The organism is Mesorhizobium zhangyense (assembly GCF_011045115.1).
Classification (GTDB): domain Bacteria; phylum Pseudomonadota; class Alphaproteobacteria; order Rhizobiales; family Rhizobiaceae; genus Mesorhizobium_M; species Mesorhizobium_M zhangyense.
In genome coordinates this window covers 46,596-70,699 of record NZ_JAAKZG010000004.1, presented here as the reverse complement: position 1 = coordinate 70,699, position 24,104 = coordinate 46,596, and the positions used below count along the sequence as shown (strand labels likewise).

The window sequence follows — 24,104 nt, the reverse complement described above, 5'->3', positions numbered from 1 at the left end:
ACAGCTTGATATATCAAATTTCAACTGATAGAAGTCAAGTCGTTTTCGGGGCCAGCGGGGAGGCAAAAAGCGTGAGCATCGTAAGGCGGCTCGAGCCTATCCATCTGAAAAGCCTGCGTGATCACGTTCACGATACGCTGCGCGAGGCGATCATATCCGGGCGTTTCCGCACCGACGAAAAGCTCAACGAGCGCCAGCTCGCTGCCGAGCTGGGCATCAGCACAACGCCGCTGAAGGAGGCGCTGCGCCAGCTCGAGACAGAGGGGCTGGTCCGTACCGAGGCCCGCCGCGGCAGCTACGTCACCTTCAATGCACGCCAGGCCGAGGAAATGATGCTTGCCCGCGCTGCCCTCGAAAGCGTGATGGCGCAGCAGGCCGCAAGGCACGCGACGGACGCACAGATCGCCTTGATGAAGACGCATATCGAGCAGATGCGCGCAGCCCTGCAGGAGGCCGATATCGCCCGCCTGATCGAGTTGAACGAGTATTTCCACGACACCATCCACGATGCGTCGAGCTGCGAATATCTGCGCCGGTTGCAGAACGGCCAGCGCATGTATGATCACGCCGCGCGCGTGACCGTGCTGGCTGACGAGACCGAGCGGGTGCGCTCCTTTGCCGAGCATGAGGCGATCATGCTGGCCATCGCCGAACGCAATGAAGACGAAGCCGAACGCCTCATGCGCGAACACGTCATGCTCGCCGGCGAGAAGCATCTGATCACTGTCTTCAGCTATACCCCTGCGGAGAAACGCAAATGAACCTAAGTGAATACCGTCGGGCGCTGCAGGGCATCTCCGGCGTTCATGTGACGGCCTACGACACAGCCGGTGAGATCGATCAGGCGCTGACGAGCCGCATCGTCGCCAACATTGCGGCTGCCGGCATTCACAACATCGTCTCGGGCGGCAACACGGGCGAGTTCTACAGCCTGACCTTCGATGAAGTGGTGCGGCTTCAGGCCACTGCCATCCAGGCAGTGGATGGAAAGGCAGCTGTGACTGCTGCAGCGGGCCGCTCCATTCGTGAGGCCATCGCCACCGCATCGCTGGCCAAGAAGGCGGGAGCCGATGGCGTGATGGTTCACCATCCGCTCGACCCCTTCGCAGCCCCCCACGCGCAGGCGAATTACTTCATCTCGATTGCCGAGGCCATCGATCTGCCGGTCGTCGCCTATGTGCGCTCTGACGCCATCCCGCTTGCCGACCTCGTCCGCATGGCGACGCATGAGAACATCGCCGGCGTCAAGTTCGCGTCCGGAAACACCCAGCTGTTCTCCGAGTGCGTGCGCGCGACCGAGGGCACTGAGGCGATCTGGATTTGTGGATTGGCCGAAGGATGGGCAGCACCTTTTTATGCGCTCGGCGGCCGTGGCTTCACCTCGGGTCTGGTCAATGTCGATCCCTATCGTTCACTGGCCATCTGGCGCGCGCTCGAGGCGGGCGATTATCCGATGGCGCGGGCGCTCGTGGCCACCATCGCCGAATTCGAGAAGCTCAGGACCAAATACAACAATGGCGCCAACGTCACGGTGGTGAAGGAAGCGCTGCAAATCCGGAATTTCCCGGTCGGTCAGGTACGCCTGCCGGGGCTTGTCGCTCTCGATCCTGCCGATCGATCGCATCTCACGGCGATCCTTGCCGGCTGGGAGGAGCGGAAGGCATCCTGAAGCATAAGTACCAGGAGGAGAGCCGGCGGAAGGGAGGACTTTCGTCGGATTTTGAACAACGAAACTGTGGAGGAACACATGAAATTCCCGATCTCACGGCGTCATTTTCTCGGTGGCGCCGCCACCGTTGCCGGCATGTCCGTATTGGGCAAAGGCGCTTTTGCGCAGGGCCTCAAGCTGCCGTCGTCTCCCGTCACCCTCAACATCATCGATGCCGCCGGCAATCTGGCGCTGACCCAGCCGATCTTCGACAATTACCTGGCCAAGCATCCCGAACTGGTGTCGACCATCATCTTCAACAAGGCGCCGTCGCCGGAACTGCCGGGCAAGATCAAGGCGCAGCAGCGTGCCAACCGCGTCGACATCGACATGGTCATCATCGGCCCGGACGCGCTTTCAGCCGGGCTTGCCGACGACATCTGGGTCGACATCGGCTCGATGACCGATACCGGCCTTCCCGATTTCAAGGAAATCTATCAGGAGCCGGCCTATCGCATGCAGGGCCTGTCGAAGGGCAGGGGCGTTACCGTCACCTACTATCCGTCCGGCCCACTGATCTCCTATATGCCGGAAAAGGTGAAGACGGCTCCGACCACGGCTGAAGAACTCCTGGCCTGGACCAAGGAGAACCCTCAGAAATTCATCTATGCGCGCCCGGCCAATTCCGGCCCGGGACGCACCTTCCTGATGGGCCTGCCTTATCTGCTTGGCGACAAGGACCCCACGGACCCGACGAATGGCTGGGAAAAGACCTGGGCCTATCTGAAGGAAATGCACAAGAACATCGAATACTACCCGGCAGGCACCGGTGCGCTGATGAAGGAATTCGGCGAAGGCACCCGCGACATGACCGTCACCACGACGGGATGGGACATCAATCCCCGCGCGCTCGGCGTGGTGCCGAAGGAGGCCAAGGTCGGCATGCTGAAAGGCTTCCACTGGGTCTGCGATGCTCACTACCTTAGCATTCCCAAGGGCGTGTCCGACGAAAAGATCGCGGTCATGCTCGACCTGATCAAGTTCGCGCTGCAGCCCGAGCAGCAGGCCTACACCTATGACAAGGGCTATTTCTATCCCGGCCCGGCGGTGAAGGATGTGACGCTCGAGATGGCGCCGAAGGAAAGCCAGGACGTTATTGCCGAATACGGACGTCCCGAATATGCGGACTGGATCGCCAACAATCCGATCGAACTGCCGCTCGAACCGGCAGCACTCGTGGCCGCCTTCCGTCGTTGGGACGAGGAAGTTGCCGCAGGCTGACGGCGCTTTCCCCACCCGACCGATAAACAGCATCGATAGGCGGTCCGCTCGCGCGGGCCGTCCGACGGGATAACCATCATGCAGCTTGCATCACACCCTTTCAAAGAGCTTCGCCTGGACAGGATGAGCCGGACTTTTGGCGCGTTCAATGCGCTGCACGACGTCTCGCTCTCCATTCGCAAGGGCGAGTTCATCGCGCTCCTTGGGCCTTCGGGCTGCGGCAAGTCGACCGCGTTGAACTGCATTGCCGGCCTGCTCGCCACGACTGATGGCGGCATCTACATCGACGAAAAGCGCATCGACCAGCTCAAGCCCGAGGATCGCGGCTTCGGCATGGTGTTCCAGAACTATGCGCTGTTTCCGCATATGACGGTCAACCAGAATGTCGGCTTTGGCTTGAGGATGCGCAACGTTCCCAAGGCCGAGATCGCGCAGAAGGTGGAGAACGCTCTGGCGCTGGTCCGGCTGCAGGGGCAGGGGCACAAGCTTCCCGGTCAGCTTTCGGGCGGCCAGCAGCAGCGCGTCGCCATCGCGCGCGCCATCGTCATCGAGCCGCCACTGGTGCTCATGGATGAGCCGCTGTCCAATCTCGACGCCAAGCTGCGGCTGGAAATGCGTACCGAAATCCGGCGCATCCACAATCAGCTGGGTGCAACCACCATCTATGTAACGCACGATCAGGATGAAGCGCTTTCGCTGGCCGACCGGGTGGTCGTGCTGCGCGAAGGCAGCATCCGTCAGGTCGGCGTGCCGCACGAGCTTTATGAAAAGCCGGCCCATATCGACGTTGCTGAGTTCATGGGCTTCCGCAACCATATGCCGGGAAAGGTAACGGGCCGCACAGGCGACCGCGTCACGCTTTCGGTCGCCGGTTCGACGATCGCCGGCATGGCGAGCGAGGACGTGAAACCGGGCGACGATGCGATCCTGATGGCGCGCGGCGATGACATCGCGGCTGCGAAAGCCGGCCCGCAGACATTGGCCGCCACCGTCGAGACCATCGAATATCGCGGCCGCGAATTCGTTGGCACGGCGCGCACGGCGGACGGTCTCGAACTCATTTTCCATTCGCCGACATTGACCGAGATCGGCAGCCGCATTTCGCTTTCGGTGAACGCCGACCGCGCGCTGGTCTTTGCGGCGTGAGACGGCCATGACCGACCCCGACCGCCACAAAAATTCGCTCCGGCAGCGCCTTGCCTTGCATGGCATCGACGGTGTCACGCTCATGCTGCTGCCGGCCCTGCTGTTCGTCCTGGGGGTGTTTGTCTATCCCTTCCTCTATGGGCTCGTACTGTCGTTCCAGCCGCTGGAAGGCGGTGGCGCGCTCGCCAACTACAAAAAATTCTTCTCCGATCCGTTCCTCTACAACACCATCGCCGCCACGCTGCGGCTCGCCGTGCCGGTGTCGATAATAGGCCTGATCTTCGCCATACCGATCGCGCTGCGTGTCAGGCTTTTGCAGCGGCAAAGGTTGCTCACCACCATCCTCGTGTTGCCGGTGACGCTCGGCACCGTTCTGGTGGCCGAAGGGTTGCTCAACTACCTCGGTCCGCAGGGCTGGTTCAGCCGGACGCTGATGTTCATCGGCATGGTCGACAGCCCGCTGAAGCTCACCAACAATTACTGGGGCGTCTTCGTCTCGCTAGTCATCACGGTGTTCCCGTTCACCTTCCTGCTGACGCTGTCCTACATCACCGGCATCGATCCGGCTCTGGAACAGGCAGCCGCTACCCATGGTGCAAGCAGCTGGCAGCGTTTCCGGCATGTCATGCTGCCGCTTCTGGTGCCGGGGCTGGCGGTCGCCTTCTGCCTGACTTTCGTGCAGGCGTTTGCCGTCTTTCCCTCGGCGGTGCTGCTGGGTGCGCCTTCCGGCCCGACGCGCGTGATCTCAATCGCAGCCGCACAGGCAGCCTTCGAGCAGTATGACGACTCGATGGCCTCCTCCATCGCAATGATCATGGCCGCCGTCCAGCTTCTTGTGGTGCTTGGCGTTCTAGCGATCCGAAACATGTTCTATCGCGGTTCGACCGCCGGCGGAAAAGGGTAGGGCTGATGATCCGCGATACATCCCTTGGCGCGAAGCTTTGGATCACTGCCGTCTGGGCAGTGGTCGGCTTCTTCGTCATCAACGTCCTGGCGATGATCGCCACCGTCATCCTGTCGTCGGTCGGCACGCGCTGGCTGGGCACATGGCTGCCCGAGGCCTTCACCACGCGCTGGTATCTGGCCGCCTGGCAAGAGTTTCAGCTCAGCCACGTCCTTCTGGTGACGTTCCAGATCGTCTTCATGGTGGTGATCCTGTCGGGACTGCTGGGCGTCACGGCGGCCTACGCCATCGCGCGGCGCAATTTTCCGGGCAAGAGGCTGGTGATGTTCATCTTCCTGCTGCCGCTTCTGGTGCCGCCCATCACCTTCGGCATTCCGCTTGCCACCGTGCTCTACAAATTCGGCGTCGGCGGCACCTTCTGGGGCGTTGTGCTGGCCAATCTCGTGCCCACCGTGCCGTTCGTCATCCTGGTGATGATCCCCTTCATCGAGCAGATCGACCCCAAGGTGGAGGCCGCCGCGCGCGTCTTCGGCGCAGGAACTTTCCGGCTGTTCATTCATGTGCTGTTGCCGATGCTTCTGCCCGGCATTCTCGCCTCGCTGCTTCTGGTGCTGGTGCGCACCGTGGCGATGTTCGAGCTGACCTTCCTGACGGCTGGCCCGACGAGCCAGACGCTGGTGGTCGCGCTCTACTATTCCGTCTTCGCAGCCGGCGTGCGCGCCGTTCAGTCGATCGACGCCATGGCGGTGATCTACATGGTGACCACGCTGGTCTGGCTGCTCGTGGCGCTACGCTTCGTCAACCCGACGCAGATCGTCGCTCGGCCCAAGCAGATATCGCATTGAACAAAGCCCGGCGCATGGCGCCGGGTATTCCTTTCGCAGGCATACCGACATGAAAATCACAGCGATCGAAACCGTCCAGCTTCCACACCTGAACAATATATTGTGGGTGCTGGTTCACACCGACGAAGGCATCACCGGTCTCGGCGAGACCTTTCGCGGCACCAATGCCGTTGCCGCCTATCTGCATTCCGACGTCGCCAACCTGCTCGTCGGCGCCAATCCGCTGGAGATCGACCGCATCTCCAAGCTGCTGACCGAACCCTATGTCGGGTTCCGCTCCTCGGGCGTGGAGATACGGGCGGCGTCGGCAATAGACATCGCGCTGTGGGATATCTTCGGCAAGGTCACCAACCAGCCGATCCACCAGCTTCTGGGCGGCCTGTCGCGGCAGTCGATCCGCACCTACAACACCTGCGCCGGCTACACCTACAACAAGCAGGGCGCACGCCGCTACGTCGGCGACAACGACGTCACCGAGGGGCCATACGAAGACCAGATCGCCTTTCACAAGGATGCCGGAGCGCTGGCCGAAAGCCTGCTTTCGGAAGGCATTACCTCGATGAAGATCTGGCCGCTCGATCCCTATGCGGTGGCGAGCGGCGGCAACTTCATCCACCGCAGCGATCTCGACAAGGGGCTCAACGCCTTCCGCCAGATCCGCGACGCCGTCGGCGACAGGATGGAGGTGATGGTCGAGATGCACTCGATGTGGGACCTGCCGTCGGCGCTGGCGATAGCCCGCGAGCTGAAGCAGTTCCGCCCCTTCTGGCTGGAAGACCCGATGAAGATGCAGGACCCGGCAGCGTTGGCGACATTTGCCGAGCGCTCCGGCGTGCCGGTCTGTGCCAGTGAGACGCTGGCCACGCGCTCGCAGTACCTCGAGGTGCTGCGGCAGCAGGCGGTCGACTATGTCATGCTCGATATTTCCTGGTGCGGCGGATTGAGCGAAGCCAAGAAGATCGCCACGCTGGCCGAGACCTTTCAGCGGCCGGTCGCCCCGCACGATTGCACCGGGCCGGTGGTCTTCGCCGCCTCCATCCACCTCTCGCTGAACGTGCCGAACGCCGTGTTCCAGGAATCGGTTCGCGCCTACTACACCTCCTGGTATCGCGATCTCGTCACCGTCATGCCGCGTATCGAAAACGGCCTGATCTATCCCTTCGCGGGCGCCGGACTGGGGCTGGAACTAAGCGAATTCGTGCTCAAGCACAAGGACGTGATCCGTCGCAAGACGGACGCGAAGCAAGCCTGATGCAATTCGAATGTATCGCCGACATCCGCGGTTCGCTGACGGAAAGCCCGGTCTGGGACGACCGGCGCGGCATGCTGTTCTGCTGTGATATTCTCGACCGCATGGTCTATGAAATCGACCTGGAAAAGGGCGTGTCGCGGCAATGGCATTTCGAGGCCGAAGTCGCCTCGCTCGGCCTTTGCGAAAGCGGCAGGCTGGTGATTGCGCTGGCGCGAGAGGTGATCCTTTTCGATCCCGAAACCGGCAACCGGGAAGTGCTTTGCGCACCCGGCCCCGAGCCAGAAACCAACCGGCTCAACGACGGCAAGGTCGGACCGGACGGCTGTTTCTGGGTCGGCAGCATGGACGACCGACCGCAAAAGGAAGCGGTGGGCCGCCTCTATAGGATCGATGCCGAAGGCAACCATGCGGTCATGGCGGAGGGGTTCAAGGTCTCCAACGGGCTTGCCTGGTCGCCCGATGGCTGCACACTTTATCATTCCGACTCCCGCGGCCCTTCCATCGACCGCTACGATTTCGACCCCGGCACCGGCGCGCTCGGCAAGCGGCAGCGCTTTGCCGATCTCGACGAGGCAACGGGCCGGCCCGATGGCGGTGCCTGCGATGCGGAGGGCTGCTACTGGAGCGCCGGCGTTTCCGCCGGCATGCTTAACCGCTTCGACCGTGACGGAAACATCGTCGAGCGCCATGCGGTGCCCGGTCCGGCCCCGACCATGCCATGCTTCTGCGGCCCGGACCTAAGGATGCTGGCCATCACCTCCCATCGCGCGGTCGACCCGCAATTGTTGGACCGGTTTCCCCAATCTGGCAGTGTGTTCGCGGCCCGCTCTGCGGTTGCCGGCACGCCGGTGTTCCGCATGAAAGGCGTCTGAAATGACAGACAATGCGCAGAAGAACGTCCTGCTGACCGGCGCTTCCGGTGCGCTCGGCCGCATGCTGGCCCCGCGGCTGGCCGCTGCCGGCTATGCCTTGCGCCTTTCCGACATCGTACCGTTCCCGGATCCGGTGCCGCAGGGCGCTACTTTCGTGCAGGCTGACCTGTCCGATGCCCAAGCCGTCGCCGGTATCATGGACGGGATCGGCTGTGTCCTGCATTTCGGCGGTGTCAGCTTGGAAAAGCCGTTCGACGAGATTCTGGCCGCCAACATCGTCGGCATCACCAATCTGTTCGAAGCCGCGCGTCGGCAGAAGGCGCGCGTCGTCTTCGCCAGCTCCAACCACACGATCGGCTTTTATGAACGCGGAACGATGCTGGACACCGACATGCCTTATCGGCCCGACGGCTATTACGGCCTGTCGAAGGCCTATGGCGAACTCCTCGGCAGGATGTTTTTCGACAAGCATGGCGTGGAAAGCGTGCATATCCGCATCGGTTCATGCCTTCCGGAGCCGGTCGAGGCGCGCAACCTCTCGACCTGGCTTTCCCACGACGATCTCTTTCGTTTCGTCTGCTCTGCCGTCGATGCTCCCGTGACGGGTCATGCCATCGTCTGGGGAGCGTCTGCCAACACGTGCTCTTGGTGGGAAGCCGACGACCGCGAACGCATCGGCTATGCACCGCAGGACAATGCCGAGGATTTCGCCGAAAAAATCGCCTCCATTCGAACCGACGATGCGATCACCGAGCGTTATCAGGGCGGCGTGTTTTGCGCGCAGGGTTTCTCACGGGATACGCCATGAGTTCCGTCGACCTCGATCCGGTCCTGCTGCGGTACGGCGACTATGCCCTCGCCATGGATGTCGCGCTCGGCTCCTCGCTGCTTTCACTCGACTGGACCGCACCGGACGGACGTTCCCATGCTCTGCTCGTGCCTTCAGTTGCAGACGGCGTTCCGTTCAAGGCCGGCTGCTTCGTCATGGCCCCCTTCGCGAACCGCATCGCAGACGGTTCGTTCTCTTTCGACGGGCGCACCATCCGCTTTCCGCTCAACCGACCCGCCGAAAACAATGCAATTCACGGCTTGTCTCGAGACCGTAAGTGGACGTTTACGGAAAGAACGGCCTCCCGCCTGTCGACGCGCGACGAATGCCGCGATGCCGCTTCGGGCTATGACTACGACCTGACGCAGACTGTCGAGATCGATACCGAGGGCGTGGGCTTTTCGCTGGTCATCACCAATCGCAGTGCGAAAAGGCTTCCGTTCGGACTCGGCTACCACCCGTGGTTCACGCGGACGCCGAAGGCGAGGCTGAGCTTTCACGCCGACACGAGCTTTACGCGCAGCGCGCGTGGGCTGCCGGAAGCTGCCTGCGATTCAGCTGGGATATGCGACTTCTCCGTGCCGGTAGCGCTTGGTTCGTTGGGCTGGCTGGACGCGCATTTTGCAAACTGGTCGCCCAGAACGGCTGTGCTGGATTTGCCCGAAATGGCCGTCAGGATCACGCTGTCGGCATCTGGTTGCCTCGGCAATCTGCAGGTCTTTGCGCCGGACGATCGCGCGGTGGTCTGCATCGAGCCGGTCAGCCATGTTCCGAATGTCTGCAACACACCGGCCTTTGCCCGGTTCGGCGATCTGACCGTGCTCGAAGCTGGAGAGAGCCTCTCGGGATCGATGCGGATCGCTGCCTCTCAGCTTGAATCTTCCCAAACCAGTTCCACAGGAGACCCGAATGCTTAGCGAAGCCACACGCGAGAAGTTGAAGGGCGTCAGCACCGCGACGCTGACGACGGCTCTGTTCAAGCGCAATTTCCGCAACCAGTTCATTCAGGATGTGCGACCGCTCAATCCGGGTCTGCCCAACATGGTCGGCGAGGCCTTCACGCTTCGCTACATCCCGGCGCGCGAAGACCTTGATGGCATTCAGGTTTTTGAAGATCGCGAGCATCCCCAACGCAAGGCCGTGGAGGAATGTCCACCCGGTGCCGTCATGGTGATCGACAGCCGCAAGGACGCGCGCGCCGCCTCAGCCGGGGGCATACTCGTCTCGCGCATGATGATGCGCGGCGTGGCCGGCGTGGTGACGGACGGCGGCTTTCGCGACTCGCCTGAAATAGCGCAGCTTCAAATGCCCGCCTATCACAACCGGCCCTCGGCACCGACCAACCTAACGCTTCATCACGCACTCGATATCAACAATCCGATCGGTTGCGGCGACGTGCCGATCTATCCCGGCGATATCATCGTTGGCGATGGAGAAGGCGTGGTGGTTATTCCGGCCCATCTTGCAGACGAGATTGCCGACGAGGCGGTTCGCATGACGATGTTTGAGGATTTCGTCCAGGAGCAGGTCTTGGCCGGACATACCATTCTCGGCCTTTATCCGCCGACTACCAGTGAAGCCGTGGCGAAGTTCGAGGCCTGGAAGGCCCGCCGATAAGCGGGGAAAACACTACGTTCCATCTCCGGCAGCGCTGAACGCATTTCGAATACCGCAGATCTAGGCGCTTACACGGTCAAAAAAGTATCATAGTCTTCTTTGAAACGTGGTGGCGCTCGATGTGGCGAAGGGCTACCGTTACCTCCAAGTGCAGAGCCGGATCGAATTCGGCCGACCGGGAGCAGGGGCGTATTGCGGCAATGGCCGCGTTCGCCCGGAGGAAACGACATGGAACCGGACCTGGAAGTCGTCCAGATTCGACGAGGTGAATCCTTCAAGGCGTGGTCCCACGGCTATCCGTATCATACGGTGCGCTGGCACTTTCATCCGGAATATGAAATCCACCAGGTCGTCTCCACCAGCGGTCGCTATTTCGTCGGCGATTTCATAGGTGAGTTCGAGCCTGGCAATCTGGTTCTCACCGGCCCCAATCTGCCGCACAATTGGGTGAGCGATATTCCCAAAGGCTCCAGCATCCCGCTGCGCGGACGCATCATCCAGTTCAGCGAGAGTTTCATCGCTGATGCCATGAAGGTTCTGCCTGAACTCGCAGGCGTGGGCCCAGTTCTGGAATCCTCCCGGCGCGGGGTGCTGTTCAGCAGCGAAACCAGCAGACAATTGTCGCCGATGATGGATGAGATGATGCAAGCCCAAGGGGTGCGGCGCATCGAACTGTTCATGATGATCGCTGGTTTGCTCAGTCGCGCGCAGGGAGCGCAGGTGCTTGCCAGCGCCAGCTATCTGCCTGATCCATCGGGCTATATGTCCGCCGGTACCAACAAGGCCCTGGCCTATATCCGTGAGAACCTCACCCGGCCGTTCGGCGAGGCAGATCTTGCGGCGATTGCCGGACAATCGACCAGCGCGTTCTCGCGAGCCTTCCGCCGTCATACCGGCATGTCGCTGGTGCAATATGTCAAGCGGTTGCGCATCAACCTGGCCTGTCAGCTTCTGATGAGCGACGAGCAGGCATCGATCACCGACATTTGTTTCGGCGTCGGGTTCAACAATCTCTCGAATTTCAACCGGCAATTCCTGGCGGAGAAGGGCATGCCGCCATCCCGGTTCAGACGGTTATTGGCAGACAATATCAACGCGGCCAAAGCCGCATAGAACGGAGGATAGGGGAGGAACATCGCAGGCCGACAATGGAACGCGGACACGCATTATGCGGTCTGCGAAGAGGAACCTTTTGTCTTGAATCTGCCGCCGCAAATCCGCGGCAAGGCCGAGGAATTGCAATAGCCGGCAGGCGACACGCGAGTCTGAGGCAGCATTACAACAATATCTCGAATGGAGGAGATCAAATGACGACATATTCATGGAAGTCCGCTGGCTTGGCTGCGCTGGCATTGGCGTTGTTGAGCGGGTCAGCCGCCGTTGCACAAAACGCGAAGGTTTCTGACGCCACGGTTGCGTTCCTGATGCCCGACCAGGCATCAACGCGTTACGAGCAGCACGACCATCCCGGCTTCGTCGCCGAGATGACCAAGCTGTGTTCCACCTGCAAGGTCCTGTACCAGAACGCCGATGCCGATGCCTCGCGGCAGCAGCAGCAGTTCAACTCGGTGATCTCGCAGGGCGCGAAGGTGATCGTTCTCGACCCGGTCGACTCGACGGCGGCAGCCTCGCTCGTCAAGGCGGCCCAGAGCCAGGGCATCAAGGTCATCGCCTATGACCGGCCCATTCCATCCACGCCTGCCGACTTCTACGTCTCCTTCGACAATGAAGGGATCGGCAAGGCCATCGCGGAATCGCTGGTGGCTCACCTGAAATCCAAGAACATCGAGGCAGGTGACGGCGGCGTGCTCCAGATCAACGGCTCGCCTACCGATGCTGCAGCCGGCCTTATCAAGAAGGGCATTCACGCCGGGCTGGACAATAGCGGCTATCCGATCCTGGCAGAGTACGACACGCCGGAATGGGCGCCGCCGAAGGCGCAGCAATGGGCCGGCGGCCAGATCACCCGCTTCGGCAAGAAGATTCTCGGCGTGGTTGCCGCCAATGACGGCACCGGCGGCGGTGCCGTCGCAGCCTTCAAGGCGGCCGGCGTCGACCCGGTGCCGCCGGTGACCGGCAATGATGCGACGCTTGCGGCATTGCAGCTCATCATCGCGGGCGACCAGTACAACACCATTTCCAAGCCGAGTGAGATCGTGGCGGCGGCGGCGGCAAACATCGCCGTGCAGCTGCTTGCCGGCGAGACGCCCAAGGCCGAAACGACGTTGTACGATACCCCGTCCCAGCTTTTCGTTCCGGCGGTGGTCACCGCTGAAAACCTGAAGGCCGAGATCGTCGACAAGAAGATCGCGACCGCCGAAGAGCTTTGCTCGGGCCGCTACGCCGAGGGTTGTAAGAAGCTCGGCATCGGAAACTGATCGTTCCTTTCTGCCATCGTCTGGCCGCCCAAGGCGGCCAGACGCCCGGTTCACTCAAAAAGGCTTGCCCGCATGACGGACCCATCTGACGGAACCTCTACGAGCGAACTGGTGCTCAGCCTGCGCGGTATTTCCAAGAATTTCGGTGCTGTGTCGGCCCTGACCGACATCGATCTTGACGTTCACGCGGGCGAGGTCGTCGCGCTTGTCGGCGACAACGGCGCCGGCAAGTCCACCTTGGTCAAGGTGCTCGCCGGCGTGCATCAGCCCAGCTCTGGAACGATCGCGTTTCGCGGCAAGGAGGTGACACTTCCTGACCCGAGCGCTGCGCTGAAGCTCGGAATCGCCACCGTCTTCCAGGATCTGGCCCTGTGCGAGAACCTCGACGTGGTCGCCAACATCTTCCTCGGCAAGGAGCTCAATCCGCTACGGCTCGACGAGGTGTCCATGGAAATCAAGGCCTGGACGCTGCTCAACGAGCTTTCGGCCCGCATCCCCAGCGTGCGCGAGCCGGTGGCCTCACTTTCCGGCGGCCAGCGCCAGACCGTGGCCATCGCGCGGTCGCTGCTGCTCGACCCTAAGCTTATCCTTCTCGACGAACCGACAGCCGCACTTGGTGTAGCGCAGACCGCCGAGGTGCTGGACCTGATCGAGCGGGTGCGCGACCGCGGGCTCGGCGTGGTCATGATCAGCCACAACATGGAAGACGTGCGCGCCGTGGCCGACCGCATCGTCGTGCTGCGGCTGGGACGCAACAACGGCATTTTCTATCCCGACGCATCCAACCAGGATCTGGTCAGCGCCATTACCGGCGCGTCGAACAATTCCGTTTCCCGCCGCGCCGGACGACGCCAGGCCCAACGCGAACAAGGGCAGGAGACGCAGCCATGACCAAAGATATCGAAAACGGTGCTCCGGCCGTACCACTGCTTGACCGCAGCGACGAGCGGGTGAAACACGCGGCCGGCTTTGGGGGCGCGATCCGATCTTTTCTCGACCGCGTCCAGTCGGGCGATCTTGGATCGCTGCCTGTCATCGTTGGGCTGGTGATCATCTGGACGGTGTTCCAGAGCCTCAATCCGATCTTCCTGTCGAGCAACAACCTCGTCAACCTGCTCTTCGACTGCTCGACGGTGGGCGTCATCGCACTCGGAATCGTCTGCATCCTGATGGTCGGCGAGATCGACCTGTCCGTCGGCTCGGTCAGCGGTTTCGCTTCCGCCATGGTCGGGGTGCTCTGGGTCAACCAGGGTTGGCCGGTATGGCTCGCCATTCTCGCAGCACTGGCCGTCGGCGCGGCGATCGGCTCGCTCTATGCCATGCTTTTCAACCGCTTTGGAATGCCGAGCTTCGTCTCGACGCTGGCGGGACTGCTCGCCATACTTGGCCTGCAACTCTATATCCTCGGCTCGACCGGCTCGATCAACCTGCCCTACGGCTCACCTGTTGTGAATTTCGGCCAGACGCTGGTCATGCCGCATGCCATCGCCTACGCGCTGGCAGCCATCGCCGGCATCGTGACGTTTATTACGGGCTTCCGCACGGCGGCTCGCCGCAAGGAAGCCGGCCTGTCCTCGCAATCGCTCGGCAGCCTGCTCCTTCGCGCGATCCTCATCACCGTCGTGCTGGAACTGATTGTCTTCTACCTCAATCAGGATCGTGGCATTCCCTGGATGTTCGGCCTCTTCGTCGGGCTGGTCGTGACGATGAACTACTTGCTGACGAGGACCAAATGGGGCCGCTCGATGAACGCCGTCGGCGGCAACCGCGAGGCAGCGCGCCGCGCCGGCATCAATGTGCGGCTTACCTACACCAGCGCCTTCGTCATGTGCTCAGTGCTCGCCGCCGCCGGCGGCATCCTTGCCGCCTCACGCCTTGCATCTGCAAGCCAGCAGGCCGGCACAGGCGACGTCAATCTCAATGCGATCGCTGCGGCAGTGATCGGCGGCACCAGCCTGTTCGGCGGCCGGGGCAGCGCCTATTCGGCGTTGCTGGGCATCATCGTCATCCAGTCGATTGCCAGCGGGCTGACGCTGCTCGATCTGTCATCGTCGCTTCGCTACATGATCACCGGCGCCGTATTGGCCATCGCAGTCATCGTCGACTCGCTCGCGCGCCGTTCGCGTGTCTCCCACGGCCGCGCTTAATCAATCGACAGGAAAAGGCAGAAAATGGATCAGGATCTATCCGACAAGGTCGCGGCGATCACGGGTGCCGCGTCGGGCATCGGCCTCGAATGCGCCAGAAGCCTTCTCGCGGCAGGCGCCAGCGTCGTGCTTGTCGACCGTGCCGAGGAGGCGCTGAAGAAGCTTTGCTCCGAACTCGGCCCCAAGGCGATCCCGGTGGTCATCGACCTGATCGATCCCGCCAGCGTGGCCACCATGATGCCGCAGATTCTGGAGAAGGCCGGCAAACTGGACATCTTCCACGCCAATGCCGGCTCCTACATCGGCGGCGACGTGGTCGACGGCGATCCCGACGCCTGGGACCGCATGCTGAACCTCAACATCAACGCCGTGTTCCGCTCCATCCACGCGGTTCTGCCACATATGGTCGAGCGCAAGACCGGCGACATCATCGTCACCAGTTCGGTTGCGGGTGTCGTACCGGTCGTCTGGGAGCCGATCTACACCGCTTCGAAACACGCCGTGCAGGCTTTCGTCCACACCGTCCGGCGCCAGGTTGCCAAACATGGGCTGCGCGTCGGCGCCATCGCTCCCGGCCCCGTCGTGACCGCACTGATCAGCGACTGGCCCAAGGAGAAGCTCGAAAAGGCGCTGGCGGCCGGCGACCTGATCGAGCCGGTGGAGGTGGCGGCGGCCGTGCTGTTCATGCTCACCAGGCCTCGCAACGTGACGATCCGGGATCTCGTCATCCTGCCGCAGAGCAACGATCTCTGAGGACCTATCCCATCGGCACTGGATGCGCGGCGCCGTCAGAAGCGGTGCTGGAAACATATTGCGGAGTGACTGAATAGCCATGCCAAACCACTATCTCGGCATCGATGTCGGCACCGGCAGCGCCCGCGCCGGCGTCTTCGACCAGACGGGCGTCCTGCTGGCATCCGTCAAGACCGACATTGCCGTGTGGCGCGAGGCCAGCGACATCGTCGAGCAGTCGAGCAACGACATCTGGAGGGCAGTTTGCACCAGTGTCCGGGAGGCGGTCACGCAATCCGGGGTCGTTCCTTCCTCGGTCGCGGGCATCGGCTTCGACGCCACGTGTTCGCTCGTGGTGATCGGCGAGAATGGCCAACCGCTGCCCGTCAGCAACTCGGGCGACCCTGAGCGCAACATCATCGTGTGGATGGACCATCGCGCCACGGAACAGGCCCGCCGGATCAACCAGACGGGTCACAATGTGCTGCGCTATGTCGGCGGTTCCATCTCACCGGAGATGGAGACGCCCAAGCTTCTCTGGCTTGCCGAGAACATGCCCAAAACCTTCGCCGGGGCATGGCAATTCATGGACCTCACCGACTTCCTGACCTGGCGGTGCACGGACAGCCTCGCCCGCTCCGTCTGCACGGTGGCGTGCAAATGGACCTATCTCGCGCATGAAAACCGCTGGGACGAGAGCTATTTCAGGACGATCGGGCTGGGAGCGCTTGCCGATGAATCTTTCCGGCGCATCGGCACGGAGGTCTTTCCCGGTGGAACGCCGCTAGGCAGCGGTCTGACCGCAAGAGCGGCGGCGGACCTTGGATTGACAGTGGGAACGCCTGTCGCAACCGGCCTGATCGATGCCCATGCCGGCGGCATCGGAACCGTCGGTGCGCGCGGCGGCGTCGGCAGTGTGAATTCGCGCATGGCCTATGTGTTCGGCACGTCGGCCTGCACCATGTCGACGACGGCAAAACCGGCCTTCGTGCAAGGTGTGTGGGGGCCGTATTTTTCAGCCATGGTCCCGGGCCGTTGGCTCAACGAGGGCGGACAATCGGCTGCCGGTGCTGCCATCGATCATCTGGTCCGCATGCACCCGGCCGCCGAGCAGGCAGCAGGAACCGCCCGCGAAAAGGGGCAAAGCCTCAGCGGCTGGCTGTCGCTGGAAGCCGAAAGGCTCGGTGGCGCGGCGGAGGCGCCGAAGCTCATCGGCGATGTGCATGTCGTTCCCGAATTCCTCGGTAACCGCGCGCCGTTCGCGGACCCGGATGCACGCGGGCTGATTGCCGGGCTCGGCATGGAACTCGACTTCGACAGCCTGCTCGGCCTCTATCTGGCCGGTGTTTGCGGGCTTGGATATGGCGCGCGCCAGATCGTGCGGGCCCTGCATGAGAAGAACGTGCCGATCGACACCATCGTCGTCAGCGGTGGCGCCGGGCAAAGCCCGTTGGTTCGTCAGTTGCTTGCCGACACGACCGGGATGGTTGTCGCGGCTTCGACGTCGCAGGAGCCGGTGTTGCTGGGATCGGCCATCCTTGGAGCTGTTGCCGCCGGCCACTACCAGGACACCCTTGCGGCAATGTCGGCGATGTCGGAACTCGGTGAGTTGTATCATCCCGAGCCGGCATTGGCTGACTGGCATGCAAGGCGGTTCGAGGCTTTCGAACTCCTCCAGGCCGCCGGCAGGGCCATCCGAGGCTAGACGGTCCTCACACGCAAAGTAGGTCACCAGGATGCGTATGCATCCGCGTTCCGCCGGGCTTCAACCCGCGTGCAGCATGCATTGTTGACTCACGTAACCATCACGGCTATTGAACAGGATTAGACAGGTATACTGAACAGGTATGACATGATGAAGCCGGCCAGTAGTCTGGCGCCTGGAGCAGGCAAGCCAGAGCAGATCGCCACGGTTCTGGAGAAGGAAATCCGCTCCGGCCTGCTTGGCTTTGGCGACCGGCTTCAAAGTGAAAACGAACTCGTTCAGCGATTTTCCGTTAGCCGCAATACCGTACGCAAGGGCCTGGAAGAGCTTTCAAATCGCGGACTGATAACCACCAAGGTCGGCATCGGCTCCTTCGTGACCTTCGACGGCAAGACGGTGGATGATGCCATCGGCTGGTCGCGTGCGCTCGCCAATGCCGGCGCAAATGTTACCACGCGCACATTGCGGCTGGAGGTCATGGAAGATCCCGGGCTTGCTGCAATGCTTGGAGTTGAAAGTCCGGCTTTCATAGCGGTGGACCGTGTCCGCACCAGCGCGAGTGATGGCCATGCTATCTCCATCGAACGCAGCCGGCTACCGCTGTCTCCCGAACTTGAGGAAGTGCCCTTGAAGGGCTTGCGGGAGGGCTCGCTGCACGAAACGCTTCGGGGTGCGGGGTTGGTGCCGGACCATGGCGAGGAGTGGGCCGATATCGAAATGCTGAGTGCGCAGGACGCAGCCATTCTGAATTGCCCCACTGGTACGCCCTTCCTGCGCACACGCCGTTTGACGCGTGCCAGCGACGGGCGGCTGATCGAATATGTAACCAGCCTGCTCAACCCCGCACACTTCGCGCTGCATCTGGAGTTCTGAGCCATGCCGGGGAGGGGAATGGCGCAAGAACTGGACCGGGCGATGAGCGCCCTTATAGGGGGCGCACTCGGCGACGCGCTTGGCATGCCGACGCAGCTTTTGTCGACGTCCCAGATCGCGGCATCGTACGGTTTCGTCGATGGCTTTGTCTCTCCTTCAGAGAACCATCCGGTGTCGAAGGGCCTGCCTGCCGGCACCATTACCGACGATACGGAACAGACACTTCTGCTTGGCCGCATCCTGCTCGAATCCGGAGGTGAGTTCGATCACAGGCGCTGGGTGAACGCGCTGGTCGACTGGGAGAAGGACGTCAAGGCGCGCGGCAGCTACGACCTACTCGGACCCTCGACCAAACGTGCGATCGATGCGATCAACAATGGCGAGCCGCCGGAGGAAGCGGGTCGCATCGGCGACACGAATGGTGCGGCCATGCGCATCGCGCCCGTCGGCATCCTGATGCCGACGCAGCCGGTCGAGGCACTCGTCGCCAAGGTCGCCGAAACCTGCCGGGCAACCCACAACACCTCGATTGCCATTGCCTCTGCCGCGGCCGTAGCGGCGGCTGTCAGCAACGGTGTCGAAGGCGGGGACTGGCGCGATGCGTGCGCAAGAGCCGTAACGGCGGCGCGTCTCGGCGCCCGGCAAGGTCATTGGATCGTCGGAGCCGACATCGCGGCGCGGATCGAATGGGCTTGCGATCTGGTTCGCGGCAAAGCCCAGGCCGAGGCGATCCGGATGATCGTCGATCTTGTCGGCACCAGTGTTGCCTCACAAGAATCGGTGCCGGCCGCTTTTGCCGTTCTGGAAGTCGCTCAGGGCGACCCGTGGCAAGCCGCAGTGATCAGCGCCAATCTCGGTGGCGATACCGATACAATCGGCGCGATTGCCGCTGGCATGGCCGGGGCGCACGCAGGCATGGCGCGGCTGCCTGCAAATCACATTGCCGGGTTGAAAGGCATCGACCTCGATGAGGTGCGCTCGCTCGCAACTGATCTGGTGGCAGCACGCGGACGGATTTCGCGCGGAAAGGACGTGGCCGAATGACCCGCCTCGTTCACGCCGGGAGTGCGGTGGTCGATTATGTCTATCGCATTGACACGCTTCCGCTGCCCGGCGCGGAGAAGGTTGCGTCAAGCTATGCCCGCGTCGCCGGTGGCGGCTTCAACATGATGGTGGCTGCCGCCCGGACAGGCATGAACGTCGTCTTCGCCGGACAGCACGGCACTGGCCCCAACGGCGATTACCTGCGTGCGGCGTTTGCGGCGGAGGGCATCGAGACGCTGGCACCGCGCGCGGCCGAACTGGATACGGGCAACTGCGTGGTGATCATCACCAACGATGCCGAGCGCACTTTCGTCTCATGGCCGGGAGCGGAGGGACGGCTGGATGCAAATGCGATGAAGCCCATCGCGCTCAAGGGCGATGACTGGGTGTTCGGTTCCGGCTACACGCTGAGCTATCCCGGCAGTCGTGAAGCCCTTGCCGACTGGATCGCGGCGCTGCCGGTAACGATCCCCTTTGTCTTCGATCCGACGCCGGTTGTTTCCGAAATTCCTATCGCGATCCTCTCGCGCATCCTGTCCCGTACGACATGGCTGAGCTGCAATACGACTGAAGCAACCGCGATTGCGGGGTCAGCAGAGATCGCGACGAATGCCGAGCGCCTGTTGAGCGACTTCTGCCCGGATGCAGCAGGCGTTGTTATCCGATCCGGCTCGGCAGGAGCGTTTCTACGTCTGCGCGACGGCACGTCCCAAGACGTTCCCGGTTTCGCGGTAAATGCCATCGACACCAATGGCGCAGGCGATACGCATATCGGCGCGTTCGTCAGCGCTCTGGCGCGGGCCGTGCCGCCGTTCGATGCCGTTCGCTACGCCAATGCCGCTGCTGCGATATCCGTCACCCGGCACGGTGGTTCATCGGCGCCGACCCATTCCGAAATTCAAGGCTTCCTCGCTGAGAGGGCCTCAGAAGCACCTGAGCGGGAAGCAGAAAAGATCAACGACTGACAACGTCAACAGAGAGGAACATCCGCATGACCAGATTGATCGCAACCCTGACGGCAACGACCGTCTTTGCTTCGATACTCGTGTTTGCCGCCCAGGCGGATGAAGTGCACGTGCTGAACTGGAAGGGGTACGGCGCCGACGAGCCTTGGGCCGTCGAAGCTTTCGAGAAAGCCACGGGCAACAAGGTCGTCAATGATTTCTTCAACTCCGAACAGGAGATGCTGACCAAGCTCAGGACCAATCCCGGGCTCTACGACGTCGTCATGATCAACGCGGCCTTCAATGACCAGGCCATGTCGGAGAAGCTGATCCAGCCGATCGACCTGTCCAAGATTCCGAATGCCGCCGACATCAGCCCTGACAAGGCGAGTTCGCCGATGCTCAATCACGACGGCAAGGCCTACGGCGTGCCATGGGTCTGGGGACTGACGGCTCTCGCCATAAACGACAAGTCGTTCGACACCCCGCCGGCCAGCATTTCTGTGATGTGGGACGAAGCCCGCAAGGGGCGTGTCGTTATCCGTGACGACGCCGTAGAGGCGATCCAGTTCGGAGCCATCGCCACCGGACAGAACATAAACGACATCAAGGATATGGATGCGGTCAAGGCGAAGCTGACATCGCTTATGCCGCAGATCAGGACATTCTGGAGCTCCGAGAACGACTGGAACCAGATGGTTGCCTCGAACCAGATTGATGTCGGCACTTACTGGAGCGGTTCGGCCGACCGCGCCAAGACGCAGTTCAAGCTGCCCGTCTCGCTGGTCATCCCGCAGGAAGGTTCTGTGGCGTGGCTGGACGCTTTTTCCATTCCGGTAGGCTCCAAGAATGTTGCGGGGGCCGAAGCCTTCATCAACTACATGATTGATCCGAAGTTTTACGTCGAGTGGGTAACCAAGGTGGGCGCGCCGGTTTCGGCGAATGAAAAGGCAGTAGCTGCACTTCCCGAAGAGTCCTTCAACCGCAAGGTGATGGGCGATCCCGAAGTCGCCAAGCGCATACAGTTCCAGGCGCCGATCACGGATGAGCAGCGCGAGAAATATCTGGCGCTGTGGCAGGAACTTAAGGTCAACGTGAAGTAACGCCCCGTCCAGGGAGGAAGGTCATGGCAGGAAACATCGCGGCTGGACCGCTAAGCGGAATAAGGCCTGCGCTGCCGCTTCTGGCGCCAGCCTATCTCTGGCTTACGCTGGCGATCTTCCTGCCGCTTTCGGCCATGGCCTTCTTCTCCTTCATGACCGACCTGCCGCTGTCGGGGAAGGACTGGTCGTTCACGATCCGAAACTATGCCGCGTTCTTTTCCAGCGGGCTCTATGTGACACTGCTTTGGTCCTCATTGCGGCTGGGGTTGGAGGTGACGCTGTGGTGCGCGCTGATCGGATTTCCCGCAGCTTACGTGCTCGCCAAGGTGCTGAAGGGCAGGAGCCGTGAGGCAATATTCCTGCTCGTCATCCTGCCGTTCTGGAGCAATGGGCTGGTGCGCATCTTCTCATGGGCGATGGTGCTGAGGGAAGGCGGTATTCTTGACGTGGTGCTGAACGCGATACTGCCGTTCAAGATCAGCGTCGATCTCATGTACTCTTATCCGGCGGTCATAATCGGGCTGGTCCATTCCTATGTGCCCTACATGGTGCTGACCTGCTACCTGACGCTGCAGGCGATCGACGACTCGCTGATCGAGGCGGCCCGTTCACTTGGGGCCTCACGGCTCCAGGTGTTGCGCCGGTTGATCATCCCGCTTGCAATGCCGGGTCTTATTGCCGGTGCCGTGCTCATATTCGTTCCCGTCGTCGGTTCGTTCATGGAGCCCCGCATCCTTGGTGGCCGCACCGGAACGTTCTATGGCACGGTCATCGAAGATCAATTCGTCGCCGTCTTCAACTGGCCTTTGGGAGCAGCCCTTTCCTTCATCCTGCTAGCTGTCGTTCTGGTCATCCTGGCTGCAGCATCGCCGGTTCTCAGGAGAGCTACATGATGTCGGCAACCCGCATCCTCGAAGGGCTTGGGCGCTTCTATATCGGTCTGCTGCTGGCCTTCCTCTATTTGCCGATCGTCATCATGGGGCTGATGTCGTTCAATGCCTCGCCGTTCTATCAGCTGCCGTTCGAATGGACGACGAAATGGTATGAGGATCTGTCGCGCAATACACAATTGCTCGCGGCAACATGGAACAGCCTTGAGATTGCGGTGATCACGACCGTCATTTCGACACTGCTTGGTACGGCAGCCTCCCTTGCGTTGTTCCGATATGAGTTTCGCGGCAAGAAATTCCTCCAGGCGCTGTTGTTTCCTCCAATTGCCATCCCGTGGCTGATAACGGGCACGGCGATGCTGATCTTCTTCTTTGGCATCGGCATAGGGCGCGGGCTGCATGCCATTCTGCTTGGCCATGTGGCGCTGGCTTTGCCGTATGTGATCGTCGTCGTTTCCGCACGCCTGCAGACCTTCGCGCCTGAGCTGGAGGAAGCGGCCCGTTCGCTCGGAGCCAACCAATGGCAGGTGACAATGCGCGTCACGCTGCCGTGGATCATGCCGGGTGTGATCGCAGGTGCGCTGTTTGCCTTCGCAGTGTCTTTCGACCAGTTCGTCGTATCGTATTTCCTGTCCACTCCGGGCCAGGCGACACTTCCGGTCGAGATCTACGCCGCGATCCGCAAAGGCTTCACCCCGGAAATCAACGCGGTCTCCACTATCATCATAGCCGTCTCGATGGGACTGATGCTCATCACTGCACGCTTCTTCAGGTTCGGAGGGGAAAAGTAATGGCCGATGTTCAGGTCGAAAGTGTCTCCCGCAGCTTCGGCGCGCACAAGGCACTCGACGACGTCTCGATCGCCTTTCCGGACGGAGGGTTCTATGCGCTGCTCGGCCCCTCGGGCAGTGGAAAGACTACTTTGCTGCGGTTGATCGCTGGGTTCGATTTCCCCGACAGCGGCCGGATCATTATTGGCAGGGAGGGTGTCGAGCGCGTTCCCGTCGAGAAACGCCGCATTGGCATGGTCTTCCAGAACTATGCGCTGTTTCCGAATATGAGCGTTGCCGACAACGTCGCCTTCGGTCTTTCGGTTCGTGGCGAATCCAAAGCGAGCATTGCGAGGGAAGTGCGGCAGGCTCTCGATCTTGTGCAGTTGGGCAAGCTCGGTGAACGCCGGCCGCACCAACTGTCCGGCGGCCAGCGCCAGCGCGTCGCACTCGCCCGGGCTATCGTCACCAAGCCGCGCGTGCTGTTGCTCGACGAGCCGCTTTCCGCACTCGACAAGGCGCTGCGGGTGGATATGCAGGTGGAACTGAAGCGTATCCAGCGCGAAATCGGCATCACCACTATTTTCGTCACCCATGATCAGGAAGAAGCACTGACGATGAGTGACCGGATCGGCATCCTGCGCGATGGCCGGCTGGTAGAAGAGGGCCCGCCTGAAGACATCTACAACAGCCCGAAAAGCGAGTTCTCAGCGACATTCCTCGGCGACGCCAATATACTGCGCGGCGACGCCACCGGTGACGGCATTCGCCTGTCGGACGGCACCGCGATCGTCGCGTCCGGTGGCGTGGCCAATGCCACAGGCGGCAAGGCGAGCTGTGCTGTGCGGCCTGAACGGATCAAAATCGCCACGGCCACGGCATCGCCGTTGGCGGCGGAAGGCAACATGCTCAGAGGCCGGGTGTCCAAGCGCATTTTTGCCGGCAACAGCAGCACCTATTTCGTCGATCGCATGGGTGAGGTCATCAAGGTTCACGTCCAGAACAGCGGCGCCACAAAAATCGAAGAAGGCAACGACGTGGTGCTGCACTGGTCGCCGGAAAGCACCGTGCTTATAAGTGCCGCCTGAACTATTCGAGCCGCGCGGCGGACTTTTCGGTGGTGA

Annotated in this window: 24 protein-coding genes; all 24 read left to right on the top strand. The window is 61.8% G+C overall.

Features of this window, described 5'->3' with window-relative positions:
• Positions 1-71 precede the first annotated feature (71 nt).
• The 24 genes from G6N74_RS10315 (at position 72) to G6N74_RS10200 (ending at position 24,068) form a co-directional block, all read left to right on the top strand.
• Positions 72-761, top strand: a complete 690-nt coding sequence (locus G6N74_RS10315) for a GntR family transcriptional regulator (protein WP_312857857.1) — start codon at positions 72-74, stop codon at positions 759-761.
• Positions 758-1,669 (top strand): dihydrodipicolinate synthase family protein, encoded by a 912-nt coding sequence (locus G6N74_RS10310; RefSeq protein ID WP_165116970.1) that lies wholly within the window; start codon positions 758-760, stop codon positions 1,667-1,669. The genes G6N74_RS10315 and G6N74_RS10310 overlap by 4 nt, the downstream gene beginning before the upstream one ends.
• A gap of 78 nt (positions 1,670-1,747) precedes the next feature.
• A complete protein-coding gene (locus G6N74_RS10305) occupies positions 1,748-2,929 on the top strand; it encodes an ABC transporter substrate-binding protein (RefSeq protein ID WP_165116969.1) in 1,182 nt (393 codons plus the stop codon).
• A gap of 78 nt (positions 2,930-3,007) precedes the next feature.
• On the top strand, positions 3,008-4,075 hold the full coding sequence (locus G6N74_RS10300; protein ID WP_165116968.1) for an ABC transporter ATP-binding protein: 1,068 nt from the start codon (positions 3,008-3,010) through the stop codon (positions 4,073-4,075).
• A gap of 7 nt (positions 4,076-4,082) precedes the next feature.
• A complete protein-coding gene (locus G6N74_RS10295; RefSeq protein WP_165116967.1) occupies positions 4,083-4,979 on the top strand; it encodes an ABC transporter permease in 897 nt (298 codons plus the stop codon).
• A gap of 5 nt (positions 4,980-4,984) precedes the next feature.
• Positions 4,985-5,824, top strand: coding sequence for an ABC transporter permease (locus tag G6N74_RS10290; protein ID WP_119921244.1), 840 nt, complete (start codon positions 4,985-4,987; stop codon positions 5,822-5,824).
• 49 nt (positions 5,825-5,873) lie between these two features.
• On the top strand, positions 5,874-7,076 hold the full coding sequence (locus G6N74_RS10285; RefSeq protein WP_165116966.1) for a mandelate racemase/muconate lactonizing enzyme family protein: 1,203 nt from the start codon (positions 5,874-5,876) through the stop codon (positions 7,074-7,076).
• Positions 7,076-7,948 carry an SMP-30/gluconolactonase/LRE family protein gene (locus G6N74_RS10280; RefSeq protein WP_165116965.1) on the top strand — a complete coding sequence of 291 codons (873 nt, stop codon included), beginning with the start codon at positions 7,076-7,078 and terminating at the stop codon, positions 7,946-7,948. The genes G6N74_RS10285 and G6N74_RS10280 overlap by 1 nt, the downstream gene beginning before the upstream one ends.
• A 1-nt stretch (position 7,949) precedes the next feature.
• Positions 7,950-8,756, top strand: a complete 807-nt coding sequence (locus G6N74_RS10275; RefSeq protein WP_165116964.1) for an NAD-dependent epimerase/dehydratase family protein — start codon at positions 7,950-7,952, stop codon at positions 8,754-8,756.
• A complete protein-coding gene (locus G6N74_RS10270; protein WP_165116962.1) occupies positions 8,753-9,694 on the top strand; it encodes an aldose epimerase family protein in 942 nt (313 codons plus the stop codon). The genes G6N74_RS10275 and G6N74_RS10270 overlap by 4 nt, the downstream gene beginning before the upstream one ends.
• Complete coding sequence (locus G6N74_RS10265; protein WP_165116960.1) at positions 9,687-10,394, top strand: ribonuclease activity regulator RraA; 708 nt, start codon at positions 9,687-9,689, stop codon at positions 10,392-10,394. The genes G6N74_RS10270 and G6N74_RS10265 overlap by 8 nt, the downstream gene beginning before the upstream one ends.
• 228 nt (positions 10,395-10,622) lie before the next feature.
• On the top strand, positions 10,623-11,507 hold the full coding sequence (locus G6N74_RS10260) for an AraC family transcriptional regulator (RefSeq protein ID WP_165116958.1): 885 nt from the start codon (positions 10,623-10,625) through the stop codon (positions 11,505-11,507).
• 194 nt (positions 11,508-11,701) lie between these two features.
• Complete coding sequence (locus tag G6N74_RS10255; RefSeq protein ID WP_165116956.1) at positions 11,702-12,772, top strand: ABC transporter substrate-binding protein; 1,071 nt, start codon at positions 11,702-11,704, stop codon at positions 12,770-12,772.
• A gap of 72 nt (positions 12,773-12,844) precedes the next feature.
• Positions 12,845-13,663, top strand: coding sequence for an ATP-binding cassette domain-containing protein (locus G6N74_RS10250; RefSeq protein ID WP_165116954.1), 819 nt, complete (start codon positions 12,845-12,847; stop codon positions 13,661-13,663).
• Entirely contained in the window at positions 13,660-14,919 is a 1,260-nt protein-coding gene (locus G6N74_RS10245) for a sugar ABC transporter permease (protein WP_165116952.1), read from the top strand. The genes G6N74_RS10250 and G6N74_RS10245 overlap by 4 nt, the downstream gene beginning before the upstream one ends.
• Before the next feature lie 24 nt (positions 14,920-14,943).
• Complete coding sequence (locus G6N74_RS10240) at positions 14,944-15,672, top strand: SDR family oxidoreductase (RefSeq protein ID WP_165116950.1); 729 nt, start codon at positions 14,944-14,946, stop codon at positions 15,670-15,672.
• Between the two features lie 79 nt (positions 15,673-15,751).
• A complete protein-coding gene (locus G6N74_RS10235) occupies positions 15,752-17,356 on the top strand; it encodes an FGGY-family carbohydrate kinase (protein WP_165116949.1) in 1,605 nt (534 codons plus the stop codon).
• Between the two features lie 147 nt (positions 17,357-17,503).
• Positions 17,504-18,229, top strand: a complete 726-nt coding sequence (locus tag G6N74_RS10230; protein WP_165116948.1) for a GntR family transcriptional regulator — start codon at positions 17,504-17,506, stop codon at positions 18,227-18,229.
• Between the two features lie 18 nt (positions 18,230-18,247).
• Positions 18,248-19,273: an ADP-ribosylglycohydrolase family protein gene (locus tag G6N74_RS10225; protein ID WP_165116947.1), complete on the top strand. Its 1,026-nt coding sequence runs from the start codon at positions 18,248-18,250 to the stop codon at positions 19,271-19,273.
• Positions 19,270-20,238 carry a PfkB family carbohydrate kinase gene (locus G6N74_RS10220; protein WP_165116946.1) on the top strand — a complete coding sequence of 323 codons (969 nt, stop codon included), beginning with the start codon at positions 19,270-19,272 and terminating at the stop codon, positions 20,236-20,238. Before G6N74_RS10225 ends, G6N74_RS10220 begins: the two co-directional genes overlap by 4 nt.
• A gap of 20 nt (positions 20,239-20,258) precedes the next feature.
• The gene (locus tag G6N74_RS10215) at positions 20,259-21,320 is read left to right on the top strand and encodes an ABC transporter substrate-binding protein (RefSeq protein WP_165117804.1); all 1,062 of its coding nucleotides are present in this window, start codon (positions 20,259-20,261) and stop codon (positions 21,318-21,320) included.
• 23 nt (positions 21,321-21,343) lie between these two features.
• Positions 21,344-22,213 carry an ABC transporter permease gene (locus G6N74_RS10210; protein WP_165116945.1) on the top strand — a complete coding sequence of 290 codons (870 nt, stop codon included), beginning with the start codon at positions 21,344-21,346 and terminating at the stop codon, positions 22,211-22,213.
• On the top strand, positions 22,213-23,001 hold the full coding sequence (locus tag G6N74_RS10205; protein WP_165117802.1) for an ABC transporter permease: 789 nt from the start codon (positions 22,213-22,215) through the stop codon (positions 22,999-23,001). The genes G6N74_RS10210 and G6N74_RS10205 overlap by 1 nt, the downstream gene beginning before the upstream one ends.
• Positions 23,001-24,068 (top strand): ABC transporter ATP-binding protein, encoded by a 1,068-nt coding sequence (locus G6N74_RS10200; RefSeq protein ID WP_165116944.1) that lies wholly within the window; start codon positions 23,001-23,003, stop codon positions 24,066-24,068. Before G6N74_RS10205 ends, G6N74_RS10200 begins: the two co-directional genes overlap by 1 nt.
• Positions 24,069-24,104: the final 36 nt, after the last annotated feature.

Coding starts and splice junctions, on each gene's coding strand:
- G6N74_RS10270 (WP_165116962.1), top strand. CDS start 8,753: ATGAGTTCCGTCGACCTCGATCCGGTCCTGCTGCGGTACGGCGACTAT.
- G6N74_RS10210 (WP_165116945.1), top strand. CDS start 21,344: ATGGCAGGAAACATCGCGGCTGGACCGCTAAGCGGAATAAGGCCTGCG.
- G6N74_RS10285 (WP_165116966.1), top strand. CDS start 5,874: ATGAAAATCACAGCGATCGAAACCGTCCAGCTTCCACACCTGAACAAT.
- G6N74_RS10280 (WP_165116965.1), top strand. CDS start 7,076: ATGCAATTCGAATGTATCGCCGACATCCGCGGTTCGCTGACGGAAAGC.
- G6N74_RS10205 (WP_165117802.1), top strand. CDS start 22,213: ATGTCGGCAACCCGCATCCTCGAAGGGCTTGGGCGCTTCTATATCGGT.
- G6N74_RS10250 (WP_165116954.1), top strand. CDS start 12,845: ATGACGGACCCATCTGACGGAACCTCTACGAGCGAACTGGTGCTCAGC.
- G6N74_RS10220 (WP_165116946.1), top strand. CDS start 19,270: ATGACCCGCCTCGTTCACGCCGGGAGTGCGGTGGTCGATTATGTCTAT.
- G6N74_RS10255 (WP_165116956.1), top strand. CDS start 11,702: ATGACGACATATTCATGGAAGTCCGCTGGCTTGGCTGCGCTGGCATTG.
- G6N74_RS10200 (WP_165116944.1), top strand. CDS start 23,001: ATGGCCGATGTTCAGGTCGAAAGTGTCTCCCGCAGCTTCGGCGCGCAC.
- G6N74_RS10300 (WP_165116968.1), top strand. CDS start 3,008: ATGCAGCTTGCATCACACCCTTTCAAAGAGCTTCGCCTGGACAGGATG.
- G6N74_RS10225 (WP_165116947.1), top strand. CDS start 18,248: ATGGCGCAAGAACTGGACCGGGCGATGAGCGCCCTTATAGGGGGCGCA.
- G6N74_RS10235 (WP_165116949.1), top strand. CDS start 15,752: ATGCCAAACCACTATCTCGGCATCGATGTCGGCACCGGCAGCGCCCGC.
- G6N74_RS10240 (WP_165116950.1), top strand. CDS start 14,944: ATGGATCAGGATCTATCCGACAAGGTCGCGGCGATCACGGGTGCCGCG.
- G6N74_RS10305 (WP_165116969.1), top strand. CDS start 1,748: ATGAAATTCCCGATCTCACGGCGTCATTTTCTCGGTGGCGCCGCCACC.
- G6N74_RS10310 (WP_165116970.1), top strand. CDS start 758: ATGAACCTAAGTGAATACCGTCGGGCGCTGCAGGGCATCTCCGGCGTT.
- G6N74_RS10295 (WP_165116967.1), top strand. CDS start 4,083: ATGACCGACCCCGACCGCCACAAAAATTCGCTCCGGCAGCGCCTTGCC.
- G6N74_RS10230 (WP_165116948.1), top strand. CDS start 17,504: ATGATGAAGCCGGCCAGTAGTCTGGCGCCTGGAGCAGGCAAGCCAGAG.
- G6N74_RS10245 (WP_165116952.1), top strand. CDS start 13,660: ATGACCAAAGATATCGAAAACGGTGCTCCGGCCGTACCACTGCTTGAC.
- G6N74_RS10265 (WP_165116960.1), top strand. CDS start 9,687: ATGCTTAGCGAAGCCACACGCGAGAAGTTGAAGGGCGTCAGCACCGCG.
- G6N74_RS10275 (WP_165116964.1), top strand. CDS start 7,950: ATGACAGACAATGCGCAGAAGAACGTCCTGCTGACCGGCGCTTCCGGT.
- G6N74_RS10260 (WP_165116958.1), top strand. CDS start 10,623: ATGGAACCGGACCTGGAAGTCGTCCAGATTCGACGAGGTGAATCCTTC.
- G6N74_RS10290 (WP_119921244.1), top strand. CDS start 4,985: ATGATCCGCGATACATCCCTTGGCGCGAAGCTTTGGATCACTGCCGTC.